This window comes from Leptospira kanakyensis (assembly GCF_004769235.1).
Classification (GTDB): Bacteria; Spirochaetota; Leptospiria; order Leptospirales; family Leptospiraceae; genus Leptospira_A; species Leptospira_A kanakyensis.
On record NZ_RQFG01000010.1, the window covers coordinates 64,351 to 88,983 of the forward strand.

Sequence of the window (24,633 nt, forward strand, 5' to 3'; positions counted from 1 at the left end):
TCTAATTCCTAAAAACATTTTCTAAACTAAATCAATTAAAATGAATCCTACTGGTTTCTAAGCCGAATCACCAAGTATTGTTTTGTATTCACCGAGCCTTGTGCGAATCCTCTCGTTGATTCCATGTTTGGCGCACTCAGCAATGACACGCACTGCATTTTTAACTGCCAATGCATTGGATGAACCATGACCAATCATACAAATCCCTTCTACACCGAGTAGAAGAGCACCACCATATTCCGCATAGTCTAAACGTTTTTTCACAGCGTTAAATGTTGATTTTAAAAGTAAGGCACCTGTTTGTGCAAGACTGGATTGTCTGATAGAATTTCTTAAAACATTAAAGATAGATTTTGCAAGGCCTTCTGTTGCTTTGAGAACAATGTTCCCAATAAAACCATCACATACAACCACGTCCACTTCGCGACCACCACCATAAAGATCACGACCTTCCACATTTCCTACAAAGTTAAATGGGATTTTTTTTAAGAGATCAAAGGTTTTTACTGAAACCGTATTTCCTTTTTTGTCTTCTTCCCCATTGGAAAGAATTCCTACCTTTGGATTTTGGATTCCAAAAAGTTCTCGGGAATAGATTTCACCCATCACCGCAAATTGTGCTAAGTATTCGGGTTTACAATCTACGTTCGCACCGGCATCTAACAGAAGTACAGGTGGCCCTTCTTCTCTTGGAATATGAGCCGCGATGGGTGGGCGCAAAACGCCAGGTAGGCGGCCGAGATGTAACAATGCGGCGGCCATAGTAGCACCTGTGTTTCCCGGAGAAAACACACCGATACATTCTTTATCTGCTACTAAACGAACTGCTTTGACTACGGAAGAATCCTCCATAGCGCGGACTGCTATCGAAGGAGAATCATTCATACCGATGATTTCGGTAGAATGAATGACACGGATTTTTTCAGTGTCATAATCAAATTTCAACAGGATATCGAGTAACTCTTGTTCGTCGCCGACGAGATACACAGACAGTCCGAATTCTCGTACTGCTAGCACCACGCCCTCGACGATACCTTCAGGGCCGTAATCTCCGCTCATCGCGTCCACGGCGACCCACATAATGGTTAGTTATCTTCGGTCGTTTTTTTAACTTTTTGAGCGACTACGAGTTTTCCCTTATAAAAACCGCAATAAGGGCAAACACGGTGGGATAGAACAAATGATCCACAATTGGAACACGGGTTTAAGTTAGGTTTGCCGATCGCATGATGGGCTCTTTTCGTTCTAACTTTCGATTTTGATTTACGTCTCTTTGGGACTGCCATGGCTATCCTCTATGGAATTATAACTGGTTTTTACTATGTTTTGGAAAACGAATGTGAAAACAATATTTTAATTTTCTAGGCTCTCGATAAGAGACCGTAATTCGCTATGTTTGTGATAAAAAGCAGAGCGATTGCATACCAAACGGGCTGTACTGTATAAAATGGACTCAAATTCCTTCAAACCATTGGCTTTTAGGGTGCCACCGGTCGAAACTAAGTCCACAATGCAGTCCGAAAGGCCCACAATGGGAGCCAGTTCAATCGAACCATAAAGTTTAATAATTTCGCAGGAGATCCCTTTAGAGAAAAAATACTCTCGGGTAAGGTTTGGGTATTTGGTCGCCACTCGCACTTTGGAACGTTTGGCAAAGAGGTCAAAGTCGGGAAAGGAAGCAAGAGAGAGCCTGCAAGCTCCTAGTTTCAAATCTACAGGGGAAATGAGGTCAAATCCCCCTTCCCGTAAAATATCCCAACCCACAATGCCTGCATCGGCAGCGGCTTCTTCCACGTAAGTGCATACATCTTGGGATCTGACAAATAAAAGACGAAGGCGTTTGTCTTCAGAGACAAAGGTGAGTTCTTTCGAACCCTCGGATGGCAGAGTTTTCAACCATCCTTTGGATAACAAAAGAACCGCAGTTTCTTCGGCAAGCCTACCTTTCGGAAGAGCCAAAGTTAACATAGGTTAGTTTTTCCCGAGTTTGAGGAGTAAATAACTAGAGAGAAGTTTTACATCTTCCCCAGATTCTGCTACGTCGAGTTTGACTGCTTTTTCAAGATATTGTTTGGCGCCCGCCTTGTCTCCGTTAAGGTAAGACAATCGACCAGCTTGGTAATAAGACCAAGCCTTAAATCCATTGAGTTCTCTCGCAGGTTCAATCACCGTTGCAGCAATTTTATAATTTTCTAAAGACTTTGTGTTGTTTTTTTCACGTTCACGGTAATTACCAGCAACGTAAAAATAAAGAGCTTTGATTTCTTTAGGAGTATCAATTTTTTTAGCAGCGTCTTCTAAGAATCCAGCAGCCTTTCCGAATTCCCCTTTTTCTGCATACAGTTTTGAAAGATCTTTCCAAACCCTAAGTTCCATTTTACCGGTACTTTGGTTTTGTAAAAAAGTTTCCAAACTCTGAATCTGTGCATCAAGACCCACCTTTGATTTTTGGTGGTTTAGTTTCAAATCCTCAAGTGTTACCGTTTCTTTTTCAAAAAGGTAAGCACGATATTCGAAAAACCCAATGACAACAGCTAACACAACAATGGCGGATGCAAGACCGATAAAAACAGACTTACGATTGCGTGCTAAAAAATGTGTGAACTTTAAAAAAGCGAGTTCGGCCTTGGAACCTTCAAAATCAGCGAACTCATCCTTTTGGATGAGTTCTGCTTGTTTCTTTTGTTCGATTTGGTTTTTTTTATGAAACTTATCCATGGACCTATCGGTTTTGGTTTAAATTCATAAAAGAACCGATGGATTCACGTGAAGGTTGGTTGTCTTCCTTCATGTATTTTGCCATCTCTTCACGTTCTACTGCTTTATCAAAGTCTTTGATAGAGAGAGAAATTTTCTTATTGTTAGGTTCAATTTTAACAACAACTGTGCGAACAGAATCGCCCACTTTGTAAAGATCTTCTAACTTAATGTTGCGACCATCTGGGATTTCAGAGATATGAACTAGGCCTTCGTAACCTGGTTCTACTTCTACGAAAACACCGAAACTAACAATCGACTTCACACGACCTTCTACAAGAGTACCTGGTGGGTATTTTTTGCGAAGAGCTTCGTATGGATGTTCAGAAAGTTGTTTCAGACCACAGCTGATACGTTGTGCATCTAAGTTCACATCAAGGATTTTGTATTGAACCGATTGGCCTTTTTTAAGGAGGTTTAATGGGTTCTTTTCTTTTTCATCCCAAGTGATGTCAGAGATATGAATGAGTCCTTCGATTCCACTTTCTACTTCAACGAAAGCACCGTATTTAGTGATTCCAGTGATTTTACCTTCGAGTACGTTTCCGGCACGAACGTTAGCAGAAAGAGCTTCCCAAGGGTTAGGAAGAAGTTGTTTGAGTCCGAGAGACAATCGTCTTGCTTCGAAATCAATGTCTAAAATTTCAGAGTCAACTTCTTGGCCTTTTTTCAAAACATCTTTTGGATGTGGTGGTTTTTTTGCCCAAGAAAGTTCTGTTGTATGAATCAGACCTTCCAATCCTTCTTTGAGTTCAACGAAAGCACCGAAGTTGGTAAGAGAGGTTACGATTCCGCGAACCACCATTCCTTTTTCGAGTTCTTTCTTTGCCCAAATCCATGGATCTTCGTAAAGTTGTTTGATTCCAAGAGAAAGTTTATTGTTCTCTTTATCAACTTCCAAAACAACCACTTCGACTTCGGCACCGATGTTGAAGTATTGTTTGAAAGGCGCAAATTTTTTATAAGAAATATCGTTTTGGCGGAGAAGTCCGACCACTTCGTAAACAGAAAGGAAAACACCAAAATTGGCAATTTTCACAACCTTACCGTTCACTTTGTCCCCAACTTTTACTTTGCCGAGGAGTTCTTCCCACTTCTCGCCGTTGATTTCGTCGAGCAGAGTTTTACGAGAAACCACACCGGTTCTTGTTTTTTCGTTGAGTTCAATGATTTTGAATGAAAACTCTTTTCCACCTTCTGTGGATTCTTTGAAACGAACCCCTACGTGAGACGCAGGTAGGAACAACTGAATTCCTTCGCTTTCTACAAGGTATCCCTTGTTTTTGACTTCACCGGCAATTTTACCAGAAAGTGGATATCCGTTTTGGCTTGCGTCTTTGATGGTTTCCCAACCAACTCTTTGGTCCGCTTCTTTTTTGGAGAGGACACAATATCCGTCGACCCGCTTCTTAATGATCGCACTGACTTTTTCACCGCGTTTTGGCGTTTCAGAAAAGTCTTCACGTGAGACACGAGCTTCCAATTTTTCTCCAATATCAAGGAAAACAGTGTCACCAATGACATCGACTACAGTCCCTTCAATGAGGGTACCTTTTCCTGCGGAGTTTTCTTGTTCTTGTGCTTGTGACTGCGATTCCCACTTCTCTAATAATTCGCCGAAGGAAGTGGTCTCATTTTTGGGGGAGGATGGGTTGGTTGAATTCAATGGTTACCGGGATACAAAACCTAGATTTGCCCAGAGGATGAAACCTTGGACAGGATAGTATTTAGGACAGTTTCTGTGTCGAGGGTGCTCGTGTCAATTAGGATTGCGTCGGAAGCCTGTTTCAAGGGGGCCACAGTACGAGTGGTATCACTTTCGTCCCGTGCTTCGATCTCGTCCTTAATGTGGTTTAGGTCTGCTTTGAAGCCTTTTCTTACTAATTCATCGTATCGGCGTTTGGCCCGCACTTCCACAGAAGCAGTCAGAAAAAATTTAAATTTGGATTTGGGAAAAACTTCTGTCCCAATATCCCGGCCATCCATCACCAATTGATGGGTTTTGGCAAATTCACGGATGTGGTGGTTCAGGATTTCGCGAAAAGCACGTCTAGGTGCGATGTAACGAATTTTTTTGGTGATCTCTGGATCGCGGATTTCAAAACTTATGTCTCTTTCACCCAGGAACATTAAATTTTCTCCCGTGGAAGAAAGTTCACAGTGTACGGGAATTTTTGCCACTGAAAATCCGAACTCTACTTCGTCTTTTTCCAGTAGAGTGGCGTCGGCTAATTTTTCTGTGAAAAAAGGAAACCTAGATTCATCTTCTTTAGTTTCTAAAAACTTTTCCCATATAGCAAGAGTTAGCGCCCGGTAGTAAGCACCTGAATCTAGATAAAGATATCCGATTTTATGGGCAATCATACGAGCGAGTGTACTTTTTCCAGAGCCGGCTGGCCCATCAATGGCAATGACATTTTCGATATTCAAGAGACTCATAGGTTCAAATTCTAAAACTAGAATGGGAATTGATTTCGTCCAGAGGAATTCTTAAAGAGAACAAAGGCTAACCTACGGTAAACGATTTTACCTTGACAAGCCCATTTCCGACCTCTAACTTAAGCGGCACTCAGGCGGGTACTAGTGAAACTAAGAAATCGCAATCTAGATCCTGAACGTATTGCCGACTTCGAATGTTTCCGAAGTGGGATCCTAGAACTCATCGTAGGGAACTCTCCGCTCACCGAAGTACTGAACGAAATTGTTATCGGGATAGAAACTCTAAATCCCACGATGATCTGCACTGTTGTTCTCGTTGAAAATTCTAAAATCAAAATGGGTGCTGCCCCTTCTCTTCCTAAAATTTATAACGATGCCATTGAAGGTGTCACCATTGGACCCGAAGTTGGTTCTTGTGGTACGGCAGCTTACACTGGCAAACGAGTCATTGTTGAAGATATTAGCAAAAGCCCATTGTGGAAAAATTTTAAAAACATTGCACTCAGTGTAGGTCTTTTCTCTTGTTGGTCGGAACCAATTCGTTCCCACAAAAAAGAAGTCATTGGCACCTTCGCCATTTATCATAAAGAAATTTTAAGTCCTAGTGAGTTTGATATCTTTATCATTACGGAAACAGCCGATCTCGTGAGTATTGCCATCGAAAAATCAATTGTTTCAGAAAGGTTAACGGAAAGTGAAGGAAGGTTTCGTAATTTTTTTGAAAAGAATTCTTCTGTGATGCTTATCATTGAACCCAACTCGGGAGAAATCATCAATGCCAACCAAGCAGCTGTTGCATACTACGGTTACCCTCATGAAGTTCTGACCAAGATGAAAATTGATGAGATCAACACTTTGCCCAGTGAACAAGTAAAAGAAGAAAGGATGCGTGCTCTCTCAGAAGAAAGAAGTTACTTCTCTTTTCCGCATAAATTAGCAAATGGAATCACTAAACAAGTAGAAGTTTATTCCACTCCTATTGAAACCAATAACCGCCACCTTCTTTTTTCCATCGTCCATGATGTTACGGAAAGAAAAACTGCAGAAGAAAAAGTAAAATCCTTACTTTCTGAAAAAGAATTAATTTTAAGAGAAGTCCACCACCGAATCAAAAACAATATGACGATCCTTTACAATCTACTAGATTTACAAGCTGGATCACAAACAAACGTAGATGTACAAAACTCTCTTAAAGATGCCACTAGCCGGATCAAAACCATGTCCCTTCTCTATGATAAATTATATTCGGGAAAAGGTTTTTCTGAATCTGCTCTTGATGAATATTTAATCCCTTTATCCGAACAAGTAATCTCTTTGTTCCCTTATCCGGTAAAACTAAATACTGAAATCACCAAACAACAATTATCTGCAGAACAACTCCAGGCAATTGGAATCATTACCAATGAACTTTTAACAAACAGTTTAAAATATGCCAGAGAACCAAACAAAGATTTAATCATTACGATCAAAACATGGCGCGAAGGCCAAAACTTCCAAATTCTCATTAGTGATAACGGAAAAGGGTTTGACCCAAAAATGTCAAACCCAGAGAATCTGGGTTTTGGACTGACTTTAGTGACGATGCTCCTCCAACAAATCCAAGGAACTCTTAGCTTCCAAGGAAACAAAGGAGCCGAATACCAAATCAAATTTCCAATCAGTAAACCCCATCTTTAATCGCTGGGAAAGTATATCTAAATCTTTTTTTAGAACTTCCGAGATATGCAAATTCCATCCGAATGTTTTTTACAAGATTAATATCATTGCCACCATCTAAATACAACCGAACTTCCTTCTCCATAGTATTCCGATAAAAATAATTATCTTTGATGTAATTATACATTTGAAGATACAAAACCTGATTTTCTTTGGATAGTTTTGGGTTTGGTTTGTCTGCGCTGATACTTGCAAATTTCAATTTTCCATTCAAAAAATGTAAATTAGATGAAAATAAATAATTCATAGGACTTGTTTGTTCCATTTGAATCACAAGCGGAAGTTTGACCTGATTACAATTCCAATAAAACCTGAGTGTAGGTTCTTCTACAATTACTTCCTTCCAATAGAATTCCAATTCATTCTTAGTACTACAAAATTCATTTGATTTCTCATCTGAATTGGGAAAACGAATCGAGGTTTTTGGGAATACGGAAAATACGGATTGGTTTTTACTTACCTTCGAATAAACCCCATGAGGAATCCAAACTTTGTTTTCAAGTTGTAAGGTTAGTTCCCTTGCTTTTTCTTCTCCACTTCGTTTTTTTAATTCCGTAAAAAGAGAGGCCGAAAGTGTATTGATAAACTCTGGAAAAAACCTATCCCCTGCATTTGTTTTTGAAATTGCTTGAAAAATAGTAACATCTGCTAACTCAGCACCCACAAGTTCTCGATACTGCCAAAGTAAAGAAGGAATGAAGGTAAAATCTTTTTTAAAATCGGATTCAATGGCCGCATCATAAAAACCAATCTGTTTGTCCAAACGAAAGGATGAAACTAGAAGTTGGCGTTTGACAGCCTCGCAGGTTTTATGTGTGTAAAGTTCTGGATAATTGAGTAATGAAGCAGCATAATAATCAGAAATCCCTTCAGCGAGCGAACGACCGATGGCATTGTTCCCCAGATATTTTCCTGTGATCAAATGAGTGTATTCATGATAAATCGAATCAGGACAAGTTGCCGTATCAATGATCCTTTCAAAGGCAAATGTGCTGAGGACTGGGAAATCCCATTTAGGAGCAAACCACAATTCACTATTCCAATTCCCATTGGATTCTGCCGGAGGGATGGTCAGTGCAGTGTTTTTTAAACTAACTTTCGAATCAAAATAATCTGTCGGCGAATACGCGTATGGTGCATCAACTCGCACAATCACCTTGGAAGGAAAAGTTGTTACTTTTTCTTTTGATCCAGATAAAGTAGATATAGTTTGGAACTTGGATTCTATTTTACGAAGATGGAATCCTAATGTTAATAATTTTAAATTCCCTTCCACTTGTTCTAAAGGAATGGGTGTATGATCCAACTGGGAATGGATGGCAAAGTTTTCCAATATATAATGTGTTTGTGATTTGAGACCTAATTCTTCTAAATTTACATTTTTATGTATGAATTGTCTACGTTCAACATCCCAATCCAAAACTTGGTTTTCTTTTTTTACTTCAGCGTTTAAGTTTATACCGAAGAGGAATGTAAAAGCAGAAAACAGAATGTAGATTCTTTTTTTTCTATCAGTGCTCTGAAACTCTATACTTTTCATTTTTATACTCGATTGAATTTTGTTTAAAAAAGAAATCTTGTTTCTAGTGACCATTATTATGGATAGAAACAAGATTCTTAAGTTTTTTTATTTGTGAGAACAGAAAGGATTAGAATCCAAGTCCTACGGAATCATACATTCCGCCAGTCACTACGTTTCCAAATCCACCTGTGTGAATGAGTAATCCTACAACGGCCACAACAGTCACAGAAGCTAAAATGTTTTCAAAAACTTTGAAGTTTGTTCCGTGTAAGTAGTTTCCTGTAGATTTTTTTAATTGAATGGAAGAAACAATACTTTCCAAATCTTGATCAAGAGTTCCTGCAAATTCTGCATTTTTGATTTCTCTGCTAATTCTTACGAATTCTTGAGGAGTGATATGAGCTTTTAAATACTCATGTGCTTCTTTGTTTGTCATTCCATTGTTTACTAAAACTCTTGCAGCTTCCTTTACACTCATTTGGTTTGTTGGTGTTGCAAATGCGGCTTGGCTAGCAAATACGATCGCAAGAACTAAACTGATTTTCTTTTTCATGGGATTATCCTTTGAATCAAATTTGTTTTTGGTGGGATCTTTATGAACTCCCCTCTCAAACTTGAATCCATCCTACTACGAAAAAGAATCCGAATCGTCTGGATCGATCGAATTGGATTGAAAACTACGACCGAATGGATCGAACTGGATGTTTTTTCAGGTTTTTTTCTCTATATTCTCTCGGAGTGGTTCCTGTTTCCTTTTTGAAAGCTTCATTGAATGTAGATTTGGAACCAAAACCCACATCATAGGCAATGGCAAGGAGAGACCTTTCCGGTTCTTTTTCGATTTTTTCCTTCGCTTCGTTCACTCGGTAAAGATTTGTGTATTGATAAAAACTTTGTTTGATTTCTGTATTTAAAAATTCGGAGAGTTGGTGTGAACTAAGATCCATCCTTTCCGCTAATTCACGAAGGCTTAATTTTTCTTCTCGGTATATTTTCTCTTTTTCAAATAAACTCGCAAGTTTGCTCCGAACTTCCTTGTGATCTAGTTTGGAAATTTGTGATATCTTAGCTTTTTTCTCATCTTCTACAATTTTTCGGACTTCCAAAAAGAAATCGGGATAACTCTGTCTTAGTACATATAAAAAACATAAAAATATTCCAATGGCAATTCCTGACAATTGGTGTGCCGTTTGGCCTCCAGTGACTAAAGTTTTGAGTCCATTTAAGGACAAAGCCAGACAAAACCCAACAATCATAATCCCAATCTTTAAAGTATAATTTTTACGGAAGGTACTCCAACGAATTTGTTTGGATATCCTTCTAAAAATACGGAGCATACACCAGATATAAATTAGAATTGTAGGCAAAACCAAAACCAAAGGCCGATCCAAAAAAGGATTCAATCCTTTGTTTTCTATTTCCAAATAATTTGTTCTGTTCCAAAAATTCCAAATCAAAATCAAAACAAATAAGGAAACCAATGGAACGATACGGTAAGATAACCTACGAAAAGAACGAAATTTTCCTTCTAAAACGGTAAGAAAGTATTCATCTAACAATACCCCAAGGCAGGCGACAATCGGTAAATCTGTTAGGTATAAAAGATAGAAGCCCTTGATTTTTCCGGAAGAAATTAGATAAAAATTAAATAAATGATAACTGGCCCCAAGGAAGATAATGCCGAGTAATACTTGTTTTCTATTTTTATGATAACTGAAAAATTCCCCGATTGCATAAAGGAAAGCAAGTAAGGAGGAAAACAAAAGGAAGAAGTTTAAGGATTCATGGTGAGTTTCAAAAAAAGAAAACATCGTTATACCAGCTGGATTAGAGATTCCACAGAGTGGATTAGTCTTTAGACTCATAGTGGTTTTTATTCAAAATATGTTACCATTCATTTTCGATAAAAATGGAATATTTATTTCCAAATGATTTAACATAATTAGCAAATTTTTAGGACACAATTTGTCCGGTTCGATCGAAACGGATTATTTTATAGGTAAGAACCGATCCACTCAGACGACCAATTTTCATTTTTCAGGTATCCTTAAATCATAAAGAGGTGCCCAATGTCCTTTGTCAGTTTTTCGAATCATGGTTTCAAAATCGCAGAAAAAACCAACGATCCTTTATTTTCACAAAACAAGAATCATCACCTAACGATTCCTAACGAAGAAATATCCCTTCTCGAAAAAACCGTTTTGTATCATAGCCATCTATCGATTTCTCTTTCGGCGATTGATATGACTTTTTATTGGAAACGATGTGATGTTTTATCCAATTTTATTTCTCAATTTTATTTTCATTCTTATGAATCTAAAAAATTAGATAACAATGCCATTTCCACTATCATCAATGAACTCGTAGAAAATGCAGCGAAGTATTCCGATAAAGAAAATAACAAAATTTTTCTCGAGATAAAAGACTTAGGTCACAATTTAAGGATTGAAGTCAAAAACAGAGTGACTCCATGGACAAAGGCAGTTTTTGAAAATAAAATCAATACAATTCAATCTGGGGACATAGACCAGTTGTATTTTGATGCGTTAGAGTCAAGAAACCATGGAACAGGAAATATGGGCATCGGCCTTCTGATGTTACTCAAAGATTATCAATTGAAATTGGCTTATGAGTTTACAAAGGTTGATGAATTCAGTTTTGAAGTGACCATACGAGTCCATATCCCAACAATCACTTAAATACAAAATCCTGGGTTAAAAAATTTTAGGTTGGGGTTTGGGGTCCATAAAAAATTTTGTTTAAGGCATTGTTTGAAACCTTAAACAAAATTTTAAAATGACTTTAAGATCTCAAAAAATCCAGGGAAACTTGTATCCACCCAACTTGTGTCATCAAATGTCAGTTCTACGCCAGATAACTTAGAAAGGATGGCAAAACTCATTGCAATCCGGTGGTCCATAAAAGTTTCAATCGCAGTGGATTTGATTTCTTTTACTTCACCGAATTCGTATCCATCTTTGGATTCGTTCACAGTGACACCAAGTCTTTCCAAATTGGATACCATAGACAAAATGCGATCTGATTCTTTGGCTCTGAGTTCTTCGGCATGAGAGATTTGGAATCCACCTTCGGAAAATAATCCAGCAATGGTAAGGATCGGGATCTCATCAATAATAGAAGGAATCAAATCTTCTGTAATCACTGAACGTTTTAGTTTAGAAGGATAAACGAGTAAATCTCCAATCTCTTCGCCGCATTCTTGCCGTTTGGCGGTCACTTCAATCCGACCACCCATATTTCTGAGTACTGTGATGATGCCCACTCTAGATGGATTGAGACCAATGTTACGAATGAGGAGAGGTTCTGTCCCTCCCGCACAAAGACCAAAAACTATATAAAAAGCAGCACTCGATATATCACCGGGAATCACAAACTTAGCACCCTCAAAATGATAAGGTGGTTTGACTGTGAAGTGGAAAGGTGAGTGATGTTCGATATTCCCACCCAAAAACCGAATCATATTTTCCGTATGGTCGCGGGAAACTTCGGATTCTTTATACTCAATCGAAATCTCCGAAGCAAGGGCAGCAAGTACGAGTGCACTTTTGATTTGTGCCGAAGCAATCGGACTTGTATAAGAATAATTTTTAAGTTGTTTTCCCGTCACAAGTAAAGGTGCCCGATCATTCCCTTCCACAGAAACAATTTCGGCTCCCATTTCCCGAAGGGGGTTCATGATCCTTGCCATGGGTCGTTTGCAAAGAGAGGCATCACCAGTCAAAGTGGCTGAGACTCCTGGAAGCCCTGCCAGAAGTCCTGCGGAAAGCCGAATCCCTGTGCCCGCATTTCCAAAATCTAGAACCCCAGAGGGGGATTTTAAGTTCTTTTTCCCAGGGCTTTGTACAGAATAACTCCCTTTGCCGATGGATTCGACTGAAAGCCCTAAACTAACAAAACATTTTAAGGTGTGAAGAGGATCTTCCCCTTCTAAAAAACCATGAATTTCGGATTTTCCTTCGGAGAGTGCACTAAAGAGAACCGACCGATGTGAGATGGACTTATCTCCAGGGACATAAATTTCTTTTTTGGCACTTAATTTGGTTTGGGGCTTCAACATGTTGTTTTTTCTAAAAAGTATTTTGCAATTTGGTGCTTCTTTATTAGGTTTTGACGGAAACCAAAGTTTCGCAAAACGAACAACCAAATGCCTCTAGATACCAGTAAAAATAACCAAAAGATCCCAGTCAATCCAGGTGAAGTCCTTTTCATCGGAGGCAAAGCCTCGACTTCCATGAACATCTTACACGAAGGTTCGGTTCGAGTGGAAACCACTTTGGGTGATACAAGCATTGTTCTCTATAGTTTAGAAGGGGCAAACCTCACTCCTGGTATCTTTGCACTATTAGAAGGAACACCCTATCCTTATACCATCCGAGCCAAAACATCTTGTGTCATCTCTACCTATGTGATGAACCAACCCAATGCAAAAAAAACTCTCACTTCCAAAGTTTCTGTGGGTGTGATGGCAGTAAGAACTTTACTCAAAGAAATCGGAGAACTCTACAAACGAGTCATTTCGATCAAAGGTCTTTCTGCCAAGTTCGAACAAACGATGGACAACTTGGGTGCCGTGTATTATATTTTAAACCCCTCCATCTTTTCCGATGTAAGTCCAGGAGCTCTCATCACTCGTGATGAAAACATCATTGATCCTGTGATGAAACTCATCCGAAACAATCTTGCTGGGTTCCAAGAACATGGTGGAATTTTACCTGATAAACCTAGTGTTACTTTTTTAGAAGAAGACCATGGAGAATTTTTTGAAAGAAACTATAGCGAAGCAGTCGAGTGGAACGATGCCGAGTTTCATTTCATTCGCAAAATCCTTTCAGTGAATCCAAAAATTTCACAAGCTTTGTTTGAAGCTGATCCAACTCTTTTACAAAGTGCAGCAGAAAGTTATGTAAAAACCTATCGCGAGTTATTCGAAATTCTAAATAAAGAAACCTTTGAACTTTCAGAAATGTTGAATACAATGTTTGCTGGGGAAAATTCTCTCATTGAAAAATTCAATTTAACTTTGGATTTATTCAACACAGGATATTCGACAATACCTTCCACTGTTTTATTGCCTGTGACAGAATGGGCACTTAAAAAATCCAAATCCTTACTCGAAGAGTATAAACAAATTTTTGGTTCACCTTTTGCTTCTGTAGGAAATAGTTTAGACAAATTAGAAACTAAACAAGCTGAATTAACTGGTAAATACAGCCACGAACTATCGGCACAAAAAAACAAAGAGGAACTTTCTGCGCAAGGGAATGGAACCATCCATGCAGGGATTGATACCAAAGCTCTCAAAGTAGAACTTCTAAATTCCGCCAGCCAAATCCTAAACTATTCCCAAGTAGATCCGGATTCAGTAAAAGAGTTCTCCACTCTCATGGTAAAGCTCAAGTCCTTCAAAAACCCATTGGATCCAGAACCAGACAATCGAAAGATCAGAAGGACCATTGCAAAAACCTATTGGGATGTTTATAAAAAATCTTTCTCAAAATGGTTACAAGCGGGCAAACAAGCACCAAAAGCCGTTGAACTTATGTTACGTTACGGGTACTTCGACGAAACCCTTTTGGATGAAGGCCATATCGTAGAACTTGTAGGCCGCCTGCACCAAGGTGGCGGAAATCCAAGTGCTCCTATCCATTACGGTACCGATTGGTTAGAAAGAATCTATTCGCGGGAAGCCCCGACTTCTGTGGATGAACTCGGACAAACATTTTTTGAAAAACTAAAAATGGATCTAAAAGATTCCGGAATCAAATCAGAAAAAGACATTCCTCCTGATTATGATACTGGAGAAGCAAGGCTTGGTTCAGAAATTACTTCGATGTACGAACCAAACGTTCGTTTAACGTCAGGTAACATTGCCAGCCACTTCCCTATTTTGACTAGATACCATATCACAATTCCTTTGGATAAATGTTTTGTTTCTAAAGAAGATGTGGAAAAGGCCCTCCAATATATTTTAGGTGTAGACTACACCGCTTTCAATAGAGAAGTCATTTATCGAAACGAAGATATTGGTATCAAAAATGAATTCATTCAAAGATCCATCATTCCAGATTTTATCTTAGTTCCATCCATTGGACCTAAAATTATGATGTGGCAGGATCTATCTATTTTCCGTGGTGCGGGTTCTAAAGAGTCAAGAGGCCGTATTTGTATTCCTCACTTTGTCACCGGAGACTTAAAAACATTTATGTTAGAAGCCATCGCGGCATTCCGTTGGGAACTTTGTAAAAACATTCTCGGCCCAGATTGGAACAACGTAGGGATTCCCTCCATCACGGCAGATTACACAGATTATGTGCAGTTCTACAAAAAAAGTAAGGATCTTTCCCCAGAACTCAAAGAAAAAATCTCTTCGGAATTCAAACGATTCCGTACTGACCGGGACAAATTTGCTTACGATTATTCCATGTGGATTCGTTATGAAGCAGAAGGAGTGCAGCGGGTCAACCGAGTGGTCAGGTCTATCTTCTACCGCCATATCCCTTTCCACAAAAATATCAGGGAAAAGGTAAGTTCCCAACCTGCTTATTCAGAATTACACAACCGATTCAAAAACATTCGAACACGCCAACACAAGGAATTCGAAAACAAATACAAAAAGTATATGGATGCCAGTGGAAACCTACCCAAAGAACTTTATGAGAATTTAACTTTTTACGAAGTTTAATCCTTGCCAACTTCCATAGATGCAACATAATTGCATCTATGGAATCCTTTCAAAAAGTAGATATAACTATCATTGGTGGAAGTTATTCGGGACTTTCTGCCGCTCTTTCCCTTGTTCGGTCTTTACGAAACATTGTGGTCATCGACTCCGAAAGGCCCTGTAACAAAAACACACCCGCGTCCCATAACTTCATCACACATGATGGAGAATCTCCCAGTGAAATTCGTTCTAAGGCTCTATTGAATTTAAAAGAATATCCAAACTTCAAACTACAGTTAGGTGAAGTGACTTCCGTCCAAAAAGAAGGAACGGGATTTTTAGTGCAAGGGAATGGATTTACGGAAATCCAAACAGATAAAATTATTTTTGCCACTGGCCTCAAAGATATTTTACCTGAGATTCCTGGGTTTCTTGAATCATGGGGAAAGTCTGTCATCCATTGCCCCTATTGCCACGGATATGAATTTGTCGGAAACAAAACAGGACTTTGGATGAATGAAGCAGGTGTATTCGAACATTCTAAATTTCTAAAACATTGGGCAAAAGAACTGACAGTTTATACCAATGGCCCTATTCAATTTTCAAAAGAAGAACAGGTTCAATTAGAAAAAGAAGGGATATCTGTTGTTACGGAAGTGGTTAAAACCCTGATTCATAACGAAGGCCAAATTTCTGCCATCCAACTACAATCAGGAAAGGAGATTCACATAGAGGCTCTTTACACAAGACTGCCGATGGTACAACATTCAAAGTTACCAGAATTACTTGGATGCAAACTCCTTCCTAGCGGACACATAGATGTTTCGAATTTTTATGAAACCAATGTGCCCGGTGTTTATGCAGTTGGTGATATGGCTTCGATGTTTCGTTCGGTGGCACATGCTGTCCACTCCGGGAATATCGCCGGTGCCATGCTCAACCGTTCTATGATTTTGTCTTAACTAAACTTCTTCTACAAAATAAGGTCTTGTGTATTCTCTCACAATTTCTACCACAAAGCGGCCCCAGGATTTGGGGTCTTCTTGGGAGATATTGACCTGTTTGATTTTTGGGAAATAGGCAGTGGGTTTAAATACCGAATGGGTGAGCTCCAAGGCTCTGAGGTAGTTGTCCAATCGTTTTACTTTTACAAAATTGATGATTTCGTTTTGGATTTTTTCTTTAGGAAGGTATCCCACAATGATCATCCGAGGGAATAGGTTTTTTTTGAGTAGGCCGATGAAGTCTTCAAAACTATCCACTCGGTCGATAAAACCTTCGTAAGCACCACCACCAAGGTTCATGATCTGGGTCACGATGTCCATGGAAAAGGAAACCCCTTCCATCGTGGACATATCAGAGATGATGACAAGCCCCTCATCCGGTTGGAAAACCTTAAACATATCTACGCCCTTAAAATGGCGCCTAAGGAGTTTGGCTGCGGATACATCGATTTCCTGTGCTTTGGCCAGGAGAACCTTCCCTTGGGGGTCGAGAATGGGATCTCGGGTGATGAGGTACCGTTTTTTCACGGCATTTTGGTTCATGACTCGAAAGGCCTTTACTTTTTCCTCGATTTCATCCAAGGTTGAGTAACCAATCTTAAGTACATTTTCCCGTTTGCGTTTCCCGATGTCTGTTTCTTCCATGAAAGCTTGGTGCCTAAATCTTTGTATTGCTTATCCTATGGTAATTCTACCAATGTATAGCATATTTTTGTCTAAGGAATAGAATGAGGTTTAATTTTTCCCTATTTCCCCTACTCTCACTTGTCATCAGCTGTTCTACGGTGGATTTTATCCCAGAACCTGATTACAGGCCAAATGATTCGCGTTATAAGGTGAATGCCTGGGAAGATGTTGAAATCGTGAGAGAACGACCGAAACGCCTGTTTAAAATTGTTGGAGAGGTGGTGGTTCGCAACACAGAAGACCTAACTTGGGATGAATATGAGCCACGGGTCAAAAAAGATATGTTCCGTCGAAAAATCGATGGAGTTTGGATGACAGAAAAAAACCAAACAACTATAGATTCCGTTTCCGTTGAAACTATGGACCAAAAAGGTCGCTCCACCAATTCCTATTTACAAAAATCGAACCTTCCTAGTTGGAAGGGATATGCCTATAGGTACAAATAAAAATTTATGCCAAGAATCTTTGACTCAGAAATCTATATTTCTCCGAATGATGAGTGGATCTTTCGTGGGAACAAAATTGATAAAGAGGAAATTTTACAATATTTCCGGAACAATCTGCACGGGAACCAGAAGGGTGTTTATATTGAGAACAAGTTCGGAGAACTCTCTGAACATGGATACATCAGAATTGATGGGTGCCCTTGCCATGTCCTTCATGTAGAAAAAACACCAGAAGGATTGGTTTTTCACACAGATGATGGAAGGAGTTACCCTTTTGGTGAATTCGAAATTTATGAAACCGGTGATGGTGGACTTTTGGGCCAACGTTCGGAAGAAGAAAAAGTCAAATACAGATTCACTTGGAATGCAGCGAGTGAACTTTCTTTGTTTTTAGAAGAAGAAGGTGAATCCACTTTTTTGGAATGGAAGGGAGTGAAAATGGAAGTCCCCAAGTTTTTGGGAGAGATGGTTGTCCCTCTCCCAACCGATTTTTCTTAATTTCTTAATTGGATGGAGCTTCTTCGTCGGATTTTAATTCCCGCCAAAGTTCATTTGCCTCAGAAAAATCTTTTTTTAATGTGAGTGCTTTGTGAAGGTATTGTAAGGATCTTTCTGGACGATTCCACAACTTATACAAAGTTGCTAGATTAAAATAAGAAATATGAGGAGCGTCGTTACGTTCACAACGAACGGATTTTTTCAGCCAATACACTGCCTCTTTATCGTTCCCCATACGTAACAAAAGAACTCCAATTTCATTACAAGGATTGCCGTATTCGTGATTGAGGCTCACTGCTTTATAATAAGAAGCCAAAGCATCACTCCACTGGCCTAGAGCGTTTTGAACCAAACCTAAATAAAAATAGGCCTCTTCGGATTCTTCCAATTCTAAACTGGAACGAAGGTGGAATTCGGCTCGGTCTAAATCACCGACTTTGAAATGGTCTTTTGCTAAATCTAATGAAAGTTGGAAAGAACTAGAAGACAATGAGATACTCGCCTGTTTTCTTTCATTTTCGGAAGACTTAAAAAATCTCCGTAAAACTATTTTTATTTTTTCAAAGTCAAATTGAGTTCTTCCGCAATTTGCGAAGCAGTCAGCTTGTAATGATCCAAAATTTGATTCCTTTCCCCGTGATGGATGGGTTCTGGTGGCAAGGCAAAGGTCTTCAAAAACTTACCAAGCAATTCGGAAGGAATTTCATTCAAAAGAAAACCAGAGGCACCAGCATGGATATAACTTTCGTCCAAAATCACAAACCTTTGGTTCTTTTCAATTTGTCCGTGTACTAGTTCTGTATCATAAGGTCGTAACCAAAAAAGATCCACAACAGAAACAGAGATCCCTTTTTCTTTCAAAATTTCTGCCACGGCTTTAGCGATCGGCAACATAAATCCAACGGAAAGAATGAGTAAATCTTTTCCTTCGGTCACTAACCTACTTTTTGCTTTTTTGACAATTTGCGGCGAATCAAAATTTAACTCGCGTAAGTTGCCATTGTCTTTAGGGAAACGAATGGCAATGGGATGGTCTACATAATCCTTCATAAAATGAAGGGTATCAATGATATCCTGTGCAGAACTTGGAACAATGATATCCATATTGGGAAGGCCAGCCAAATACCCAAGATCAGAAAGACCTTGGTGGGTTTCCCCGTCCGGGCCAACAATGCCTGCACGATCAATCACAAACCGAACGGGCAAATTCATAAGCGAAACATCTTCCACAAGTTGATCCATAGCCCTAGTGAGAAATGTGGAATAAATACACATATACGGAATGGCACCACCGCTAGTCATGGCACCAGCAAATGCTACCGAATGTTGTTCCGCAATTCCCACATCAAAAGTATGAGTTGGATAGGTTTCTTGGTATTCCCGAAGTCCCGAACCTTCAATCATCGCAGGAGTGATGACAGCAATTCGTTTGTCTTTGTCTGTTAAATCGGTAAGTGTTTTTCCAACAATTTTAGAAAGACTAATTTTATTGGAGTCGGCCGAGGCCATTTTCCCCGATTCTTTGTTAAACGGCGTAACACCGTGGTATTTGATTGGATCAGCTTCTGCCGGTTTGTATCCCTTCCCTTTTTGCGTTAACACGTGTAAGAGGATAGGGCCTTGGATTTTGGAAAGGTTCTGTAACATATGAACCACACGGTTCACATCATGGCCATCAATTGGGCCAAAATAAGTAAATCCCAAATCTTCAAAAAGTCCACCGGGACGCATCATAAAATGTTTAAAAGAAGTTTCCATATTATGGGCAAGCGCTTGTAATGCGGGCCCAATGAGCGGGATCCATTTTAAAAAACTATAAAATGCCGTTTTACCTTTGTTATAGATTTGAGAAGAAATGATACGATTGAGATAGTTAGAAATGGAACCCACGTTTTTGGAGATCGACATGTAGTTATCATTCAAAATGACTAACATATTTGGTTTGATATGACCACCGTGGTTCATGGCTTCAATTGCCATTCCCGTGGCAATGGATGCATCCCCAATCACCGCAGCCACTTTATAGTCTTTGCCAAGTAAGTCACGGGCACAAGCCTCACCCAGAGCCTGGGAGATAGAAGTTCCCGCGTGGCCTGTGTTGTACAAATCGTATTCAGATTCCTCTCGTTTTGGGAATCCCGAAAGTCCCTGCCATTTACGAACGGTAGGGAGTTCTTTTTTTCTGCCTGTCAGGATCTTATGAGGGTAAGTTTGGTGGCCTACATCCCAGATGATTTTGTCGGTAGGAGTTTGGAAAACATAGTGAAGGGCAACGGTAAGTTCCACAACACCTAAGTTACTAGCGAAGTGCCCTCCCACATCGGAGAGGGTGTCGATAATGTATTCCCGAAGGTCGTGGCAAACTTTCGGGAGTTCCGCTTCTGTTATCTTTCTAAGGTCTTCCGGAAATTGGATTTTGTCGAGATAAGGATAAGATGGCATGTAAACTTCATGTTGCCGCCTTTTGGAGAGGCCGCTTCATTTTCTCCATATCTTCTGGGTTTGTGATTCCAAGCAATTCGTAAATCCGAACAGGTTGGGTTTTTCCTTTTACTCGCACTAAATCCAGTTCCCGAGCGACCACTCGGTCTTTCACTTTTTCGTAAGTATATTCGGAGATGATCACATTTGTGGTGTACATTTTATTGGATCCTTCCAATCGGGATCCCAAGTTGATCGTATCACCCATACAAGTGTATTCCATCCTGTGTGAAGATCCCATATTCCCCACAACCGCAGGCCCAGAATTCAGACCGCAACCAATATCGATCACAGGAACATTTCGTTCTGCCCATTTTTGTTGGAGGACTTTTAAATAATCTAACTGAACGAGTGAGGCAACACAAGCATAGTACGCGTGGTCTTCGAGTGGAACCGGAGCTCCCCAGAAAGCCATAATCGCATCACCCATATACTTATCAATGGTTCCCTTGTACTCAATGATGATATCAGTCATTGCCGAGAGGTATTCGTTCAGTAACTTCACCAAATCTTCTGGACCCAACTGCTCGGAGATGGTTGTGAACCCACGAACGTCGGAGAAGAAAATGGTGATCTCTCGTTTGGATCCACCAAGTGCTAAGTTGTCGGGGTGTTTGAGGAGTTCATCCACAACGTCTTTAGATACGAATTTGGAGAAGGTTTGGCGAATGTATTTTACGTTCTCTTCTTCTGTTAAGATTCTAAATCCAATGATGGCAACAAAAACCACAATCTGTTCGATCGTTACCGAAGGAAGGACTGTGATGAGGTTGAAAGTTTGGAAGATATAAAGAGCAGCTACAACATAAAGTAAGAGCTGAGTCAACATAATCGCAAAACCGATATGTGTTTTTACCCTTGGTTGCAAAAAGCCAATCATCACACCAAGACCAACATAAATTAAGAAAATTCCCCAGTTGGGAACAGTGGAAAGAAAATCTTGGTTTAAGATGGTGTTTACGGCATGCGCGTGGTGTTCAATTCCCGACATATCACCAAACGGAGATAAGTGGGAGTCTTTCGAAGCCCCGCGACCTGTTGCATAATACATCGCAACAAGAAAGATTTTGTTACTGATTTGGTTGGCTTCGAGAAGTTCAGCATCCCAATCATTAGTAACTTCAAAAATTTCGTTTTGTTTGAACGAATAACGTCCACCCACGAAGTTGATTTCCATTTGGCCTTCCCAGTCAATAGGAATGACCACTTCCCTTTTCTCATTCGGAACTTGCATCACATCTCTTTCTTCAAACTTACGTTCTTTGATGTTAAATTCACGAATGATCTTTTTAGGAATATTGGACAATTTGATATAATGTCCCATATTGACTTCCACGTCTCTTTGTACGTCGATACCGTAGTATTTACAAACAATGAGTAAGTCGATGGATGGGAAATATTCGGTTTCTCTATCTCTACCTGAGTTATAAACCTTTACCACAAGTGGCATTTTACGATTCAAACCAGATTCATCTTTTTTTACGTTCGCAAAACCAAGTCCAGCTGACAATTCAGCAATGGGTTCAATCGGTGGCTGTGGGAACTTCACCCAAGAAATTCCTGCATCGTTTTCATCGATGACATTTTTCAATTGAAACTTACGGAGGATATCAATTCGTTTTTCTAAATTGAGAACCGCTTCTTTTGACTCCGCACTGACTTCCATTGGAAAGTCGAAGAGGACATTCCGGTTCTTTTGAAGAGCTGCTGCCATCTCTTCCGTTTGACCGGGTTTGTAATCTACGAAGAAAATATCGAACATCAGAATGTTATTCGATTCTTTAAAAGTTTCTATGATATCGGCGTAATAACTCCAAGGTAAAGGCCAAGTCCCTTGTAATTTTTCGAGTGATTCTGTTGTGATACCAATGATATTGATATCCTTACGAGCCTTAGCTGGTGGTTGGAACTGTATGTATTCAATACGGCCCGTGTCCCCTTCGCTTTCTGTTTTGGTGTTGGATCCACGTAAGAATTGGAATCTTGTGGAAATAGAATTTTCTTCTAAATCTTTGAGTGGTTGGAAAGTGTTTACCATTGCATACATAAAAATGGCAATTACATAAGACAACCAAATGGCACCTGACTTCTGTTTGTCCTTGGATACCTTTGCAATGGTTTTATAAACAAAGTAAGAGGAAACGAGTAAGGCGAGTAAACCACCAATAAGGAAGGAAAATTCATATTCCCATCCTGTCATGATGACAGAAATGATCACACCGAGTGTTCCTAGGGTGGCAACGGTAACACTGAGATAGTCCAAAATCGAAAGCGATTTTGATTCTTTGTCGGACATAGAGCCTCTTTATTCGTTTGGGAATTTCCGACCATTTTCCCGGAATTTTTAAAGAGACTCAAATGTTTTTGAAAGATTCAGGAAAAAAATTTAGGAAATTGATGCCCTGATTTTTGAAATGTAATCCGCCAGTGCCGTAACGGTTTTGGTTTTGTCAGACCCGTTTTCTTCAATGACCCTTTGGATGGCAGAACCAATGATGATTCCGTCTGCATACTGAGAAATTTGGTTGGCTTGTTCGGGAGTGGAGATTCCAAACCCGGCACAAATCGGCAATCGGATGGTGTCTTTCAAAAACTTGATTCTTTCCTTCAAATCGACCGAAAACTCCCGTCTTTCCCCCGTCACCCCAAACGAAGTCACATAATAAATGAAACCTGAGGATGTTTTGCTCAGAGCCTGGATCCTCTTTTTTTCGGAGGCAGGTGTGACCAAATGGATGAGATCCATATCCCTTACTTTTAGTTCTCGAAACAAAGTTTCACTTTCTTCTGTGTCAAAGGGTAAATCAGGAATCACAAGTCCCACAATCCCTGATTCCTTGGCTCGGTCTAAAAATTTCGTAATCCCACAATGGTAAATAGGATTGAAATAAGTTAGGTAAACAAGAGGAGTCTCAGGTTTATGATCATGGATGGCTTTGGTAACCCGAAAGATTTCATCGAAAGAAAAACGATTTTTTAAAGAACGAGCGGCTGCCCTTTGGATGACGGGACCATCTGCCACAGGATCAGAAAAAGGAATTCCTAGTTCCAAAATATCAGCCCCATTGTCTAAAATGGTTTTTCCAAATTCGATGGAGTCATGATAGTTTGGATCCCCTAAGGTAAAATAAGGGATAAAGGCTGACTTAAAACTTCCGCTTTCAAATAATGATTTTATTTTACTCATTTACTTTCTTTCACCCAAGAGCCGCAAAACTTCCGTTACGTCCTTATCACCCCGACCAGAAAGACAAATGATAAGATCTTTTTTCTTTCCTAGATCCTTTGCTACGTCCCGTGCCACATGAAAGGCATGAGCAGTTTCCAGGGCAGGGATGATCCCTTCCACACGAGTCACTTCCAAAAAGGAGTCTAATGCTTGTTCGTCTGTGACCATTCGATATTCCACTCTTCCTGTTTGAGATAGATGAGCATGTTCTGGCCCAACTCCCGGGTAATCAAGTCCTGCAGAAACAGAATGTGCTGGAACAATTTGACCAAATTCATCTTGGATGATTAAGGTTTTTGTTCCATGTAAAAATCCTGTTTTTCCATAAGTTAAGGTAGCAGAATGTTCTCCTGGTTTTGGGCCAAGGCCTCCTGCTTCCGCACCATAAATAGCAACTTGTTTATCTTTTAAAAATGCATGGAACATTCCTATGGAATTAGATCCACCACCCACACAGGCCACAATTGCATTGGGAAGTTTTTTGTTTCGTTTTTTAAACTCTGCTCTTGCTTCTGATCCTATAAAATCTTGGAAGTCACGAACAATTGTAGGAAAAGGATGAGGTCCAATCGCAGAACCAACAATATAATGAGTTGTGGATACGTTGAGTGCCCAGTCTCTCATAGCTTCACTAGTAGCTTCTTTGAGGGTGGCTTCACCTGCAGTGACTGGAAGAATTTTTGCACCTAACATCTCAATTTTTTTAGCATTGAGGTTTTGTCTTTCCACATCGACGGCACCCATATATACTACAGTTTCCATTCCGAACATAGCACCAACGGTAGCTGTGGCAAGTCCATGTTGACCAGCTCCCGTTTCAGCAATGATTCGTTTTTTTCCCATAAAACGTGCAATGAGAGCCTGCCCTATGGCATTATTAATTTTATGAGCACCAGTATGATTTAGATCTTCGCGTTTGAGCCAGATACGAGCACCTCCCCATAGTTTGGTGAGACGTTCAGCATAAGTCAGAGGACTAGGTCTTCCGACGTAGTTCTTTAAATAGTATTCGAGTTCTTTTTTGAACTTCTTACTTTTCTTTAACTTTTGATAGGTGGATTCAAGTTCTTCTAATGCTTCCGTTAAAATCTCAGGAGAGTAACGGCCGCCGAATTCACCAAAATATCCAGGTAGGTTTTTGCCCATATATCCCAAGATGAGAGGATGGGGGA

Annotated in this window: 22 protein-coding genes; 6 read left to right on the forward strand and 16 right to left on the reverse strand. The window is 39.8% G+C overall.

What is annotated here, in order from left to right; genetic code table 11:
• Window positions 1–57: 57 nt before the first annotated feature.
• The 6 genes from plsX to cmk all read right to left on the reverse strand — a co-directional run bounded on the left by plsX (window position 58) and on the right by cmk (window position 5,196).
• Entirely contained in the window at window positions 58–1,080 is a 1,023-nt protein-coding gene (gene plsX / locus EHQ16_RS08250; protein ID WP_135631439.1) for a phosphate acyltransferase PlsX, read from the reverse strand.
• Between the two features lie 5 nt (window positions 1,081–1,085).
• Window positions 1,086–1,286, reverse strand: a complete 201-nt coding sequence (gene rpmF / locus EHQ16_RS08255; protein WP_015679024.1) for a 50S ribosomal protein L32 — start codon at window positions 1,284–1,286, stop codon at window positions 1,086–1,088.
• Between the two features lie 67 nt (window positions 1,287–1,353).
• On the reverse strand, window positions 1,354–1,968 hold the full coding sequence (gene hisG / locus EHQ16_RS08260; RefSeq protein ID WP_135631441.1) for an ATP phosphoribosyltransferase: 615 nt from the start codon (window positions 1,966–1,968) through the stop codon (window positions 1,354–1,356).
• 3 nt (window positions 1,969–1,971) lie between these two features.
• Entirely contained in the window at window positions 1,972–2,718 is a 747-nt protein-coding gene (locus EHQ16_RS08265; RefSeq protein WP_135631443.1) for a tetratricopeptide repeat protein, read from the reverse strand.
• A 4-nt stretch (window positions 2,719–2,722) separates the two neighbouring features.
• Window positions 2,723–4,423, reverse strand: coding sequence for a 30S ribosomal protein S1 (locus tag EHQ16_RS08270; RefSeq protein ID WP_135631445.1), 1,701 nt, complete (start codon window positions 4,421–4,423; stop codon window positions 2,723–2,725).
• 20 nt (window positions 4,424–4,443) lie between these two features.
• A complete protein-coding gene (cmk, locus tag EHQ16_RS08275; protein WP_135631447.1) occupies window positions 4,444–5,196 on the reverse strand; it encodes a (d)CMP kinase in 753 nt (250 codons plus the stop codon).
• Window positions 5,197–5,340: 144 nt separating this feature from the next.
• Between cmk and EHQ16_RS08280 the strand changes: the two genes are divergently transcribed.
• The gene (locus EHQ16_RS08280) at window positions 5,341–6,873 is read left to right on the forward strand and encodes a histidine kinase dimerization/phosphoacceptor domain -containing protein (protein ID WP_135631449.1); all 1,533 of its coding nucleotides are present in this window, start codon (window positions 5,341–5,343) and stop codon (window positions 6,871–6,873) included.
• Here EHQ16_RS08280 and EHQ16_RS08285 read toward each other — a convergent pair.
• The 3 genes from EHQ16_RS08285 to EHQ16_RS08295 form a co-directional block, all read right to left on the reverse strand.
• Window positions 6,854–8,452 carry a hypothetical protein gene (locus EHQ16_RS08285; protein WP_135631451.1) on the reverse strand — a complete coding sequence of 533 codons (1,599 nt, stop codon included), beginning with the start codon at window positions 8,450–8,452 and terminating at the stop codon, window positions 6,854–6,856. The genes EHQ16_RS08280 and EHQ16_RS08285 overlap by 20 nt on opposite strands.
• Before the next feature lie 109 nt (window positions 8,453–8,561).
• Window positions 8,562–8,987, reverse strand: coding sequence for a hypothetical protein (locus tag EHQ16_RS08290; RefSeq protein WP_135631452.1), 426 nt, complete (start codon window positions 8,985–8,987; stop codon window positions 8,562–8,564).
• 124 nt (window positions 8,988–9,111) lie between these two features.
• Window positions 9,112–10,299: a helix-turn-helix domain-containing protein gene (locus tag EHQ16_RS08295; RefSeq protein WP_244242001.1), complete on the reverse strand. Its 1,188-nt coding sequence runs from the start codon at window positions 10,297–10,299 to the stop codon at window positions 9,112–9,114.
• A 204-nt stretch (window positions 10,300–10,503) separates the two neighbouring features.
• Here EHQ16_RS08295 and EHQ16_RS08300 point away from each other — a divergent pair, with 204 nt between their 5' ends.
• Entirely contained in the window at window positions 10,504–11,133 is a 630-nt protein-coding gene (locus tag EHQ16_RS08300; RefSeq protein ID WP_135631454.1) for a DUF6272 family protein, read from the forward strand.
• Between the two features lie 92 nt (window positions 11,134–11,225).
• Here the strand turns inward: EHQ16_RS08300 and aroA are convergent, their stop codons facing one another.
• Window positions 11,226–12,512: a 3-phosphoshikimate 1-carboxyvinyltransferase gene (aroA, locus tag EHQ16_RS08305; RefSeq protein WP_135631456.1), complete on the reverse strand. Its 1,287-nt coding sequence runs from the start codon at window positions 12,510–12,512 to the stop codon at window positions 11,226–11,228.
• 87 nt (window positions 12,513–12,599) lie between these two features.
• Here aroA and EHQ16_RS08310 point away from each other — a divergent pair, with 87 nt between their 5' ends.
• The gene (locus tag EHQ16_RS08310) at window positions 12,600–15,137 is read left to right on the forward strand and encodes a cyclic nucleotide-binding domain-containing protein (protein WP_135631458.1); all 2,538 of its coding nucleotides are present in this window, start codon (window positions 12,600–12,602) and stop codon (window positions 15,135–15,137) included.
• 38 nt (window positions 15,138–15,175) lie between these two features.
• Window positions 15,176–16,078, forward strand: a complete 903-nt coding sequence (locus EHQ16_RS08315; RefSeq protein ID WP_135631460.1) for an NAD(P)/FAD-dependent oxidoreductase — start codon at window positions 15,176–15,178, stop codon at window positions 16,076–16,078.
• On the opposite strand, the gene EHQ16_RS08320 is transcribed toward EHQ16_RS08315, so the two are convergent.
• A complete protein-coding gene (locus tag EHQ16_RS08320) occupies window positions 16,079–16,765 on the reverse strand; it encodes a hypothetical protein (protein WP_135574738.1) in 687 nt (228 codons plus the stop codon).
• Between the two features lie 83 nt (window positions 16,766–16,848).
• Here EHQ16_RS08320 and EHQ16_RS08325 point away from each other — a divergent pair, with 83 nt between their 5' ends.
• Window positions 16,849–17,253: a hypothetical protein gene (locus tag EHQ16_RS08325; RefSeq protein ID WP_135631462.1), complete on the forward strand. Its 405-nt coding sequence runs from the start codon at window positions 16,849–16,851 to the stop codon at window positions 17,251–17,253.
• Between the two features lie 6 nt (window positions 17,254–17,259).
• Window positions 17,260–17,751 carry a hypothetical protein gene (locus tag EHQ16_RS08330; protein ID WP_135631464.1) on the forward strand — a complete coding sequence of 164 codons (492 nt, stop codon included), beginning with the start codon at window positions 17,260–17,262 and terminating at the stop codon, window positions 17,749–17,751.
• A 4-nt stretch (window positions 17,752–17,755) separates the two neighbouring features.
• Here EHQ16_RS08330 and EHQ16_RS08335 read toward each other — a convergent pair whose 3' ends face one another.
• The 5 genes from EHQ16_RS08335 to trpB form a co-directional block, all read right to left on the reverse strand.
• Window positions 17,756–18,241, reverse strand: coding sequence for a tetratricopeptide repeat protein (locus tag EHQ16_RS08335; protein WP_135631465.1), 486 nt, complete (start codon window positions 18,239–18,241; stop codon window positions 17,756–17,758).
• Between the two features lie 62 nt (window positions 18,242–18,303).
• On the reverse strand, window positions 18,304–20,193 hold the full coding sequence (dxs, locus tag EHQ16_RS08340; protein ID WP_135631467.1) for a 1-deoxy-D-xylulose-5-phosphate synthase: 1,890 nt from the start codon (window positions 20,191–20,193) through the stop codon (window positions 18,304–18,306).
• 7 nt (window positions 20,194–20,200) lie between these two features.
• Window positions 20,201–22,528: an adenylate/guanylate cyclase domain-containing protein gene (locus EHQ16_RS08345; RefSeq protein ID WP_135631469.1), complete on the reverse strand. Its 2,328-nt coding sequence runs from the start codon at window positions 22,526–22,528 to the stop codon at window positions 20,201–20,203.
• A 90-nt stretch (window positions 22,529–22,618) separates the two neighbouring features.
• On the reverse strand, window positions 22,619–23,419 hold the full coding sequence (gene trpA / locus EHQ16_RS08350) for a tryptophan synthase subunit alpha (RefSeq protein ID WP_135631471.1): 801 nt from the start codon (window positions 23,417–23,419) through the stop codon (window positions 22,619–22,621).
• Window positions 23,420–24,607, reverse strand: a complete 1,188-nt coding sequence (gene trpB, locus EHQ16_RS08355) for a tryptophan synthase subunit beta (protein ID WP_135631473.1) — start codon at window positions 24,605–24,607, stop codon at window positions 23,420–23,422.
• Between the last annotated feature and the right edge of the window lie 26 nt (window positions 24,608–24,633).

Excerpts from the sequence above, each read along its gene's own strand:
- trpB (WP_135631473.1), bottom strand. The coding sequence starts at position 24,607 with ATGGGCAAAAACCTACCTGGATATTTTGGTGAATTCGGCGGCCGTTAC.
- EHQ16_RS08320 (WP_135574738.1), bottom strand. The coding sequence starts at position 16,765 with ATGGAAGAAACAGACATCGGGAAACGCAAACGGGAAAATGTACTTAAG.
- rpmF (WP_015679024.1), bottom strand. The coding sequence starts at position 1,286 with ATGGCAGTCCCAAAGAGACGTAAATCAAAATCGAAAGTTAGAACGAAA.
- EHQ16_RS08345 (WP_135631469.1), bottom strand. The coding sequence starts at position 22,528 with ATGTCCGACAAAGAATCAAAATCGCTTTCGATTTTGGACTATCTCAGT.
- EHQ16_RS08315 (WP_135631460.1), top strand. The coding sequence starts at position 15,176 with ATGGAATCCTTTCAAAAAGTAGATATAACTATCATTGGTGGAAGTTAT.
- EHQ16_RS08310 (WP_135631458.1), top strand. The coding sequence starts at position 12,600 with ATGCCTCTAGATACCAGTAAAAATAACCAAAAGATCCCAGTCAATCCA.
- EHQ16_RS08290 (WP_135631452.1), bottom strand. The coding sequence starts at position 8,987 with ATGAAAAAGAAAATCAGTTTAGTTCTTGCGATCGTATTTGCTAGCCAA.
- EHQ16_RS08325 (WP_135631462.1), top strand. The coding sequence starts at position 16,849 with ATGAGGTTTAATTTTTCCCTATTTCCCCTACTCTCACTTGTCATCAGC.
- EHQ16_RS08300 (WP_135631454.1), top strand. The coding sequence starts at position 10,504 with ATGTCCTTTGTCAGTTTTTCGAATCATGGTTTCAAAATCGCAGAAAAA.
- cmk (WP_135631447.1), bottom strand. The coding sequence starts at position 5,196 with ATGAGTCTCTTGAATATCGAAAATGTCATTGCCATTGATGGGCCAGCC.
- EHQ16_RS08265 (WP_135631443.1), bottom strand. The coding sequence starts at position 2,718 with ATGGATAAGTTTCATAAAAAAAACCAAATCGAACAAAAGAAACAAGCA.
- hisG (WP_135631441.1), bottom strand. The coding sequence starts at position 1,968 with ATGTTAACTTTGGCTCTTCCGAAAGGTAGGCTTGCCGAAGAAACTGCG.
- EHQ16_RS08330 (WP_135631464.1), top strand. The coding sequence starts at position 17,260 with ATGCCAAGAATCTTTGACTCAGAAATCTATATTTCTCCGAATGATGAG.
- trpA (WP_135631471.1), bottom strand. The coding sequence starts at position 23,419 with ATGAGTAAAATAAAATCATTATTTGAAAGCGGAAGTTTTAAGTCAGCC.
- EHQ16_RS08295 (WP_244242001.1), bottom strand. The coding sequence starts at position 10,299 with ATGAGTCTAAAGACTAATCCACTCTGTGGAATCTCTAATCCAGCTGGT.
- aroA (WP_135631456.1), bottom strand. The coding sequence starts at position 12,512 with ATGTTGAAGCCCCAAACCAAATTAAGTGCCAAAAAAGAAATTTATGTC.
- EHQ16_RS08285 (WP_135631451.1), bottom strand. The coding sequence starts at position 8,452 with ATGAAAAGTATAGAGTTTCAGAGCACTGATAGAAAAAAAAGAATCTAC.
- plsX (WP_135631439.1), bottom strand. The coding sequence starts at position 1,080 with ATGTGGGTCGCCGTGGACGCGATGAGCGGAGATTACGGCCCTGAAGGT.
- dxs (WP_135631467.1), bottom strand. The coding sequence starts at position 20,193 with ATGCCATCTTATCCTTATCTCGACAAAATCCAATTTCCGGAAGACCTT.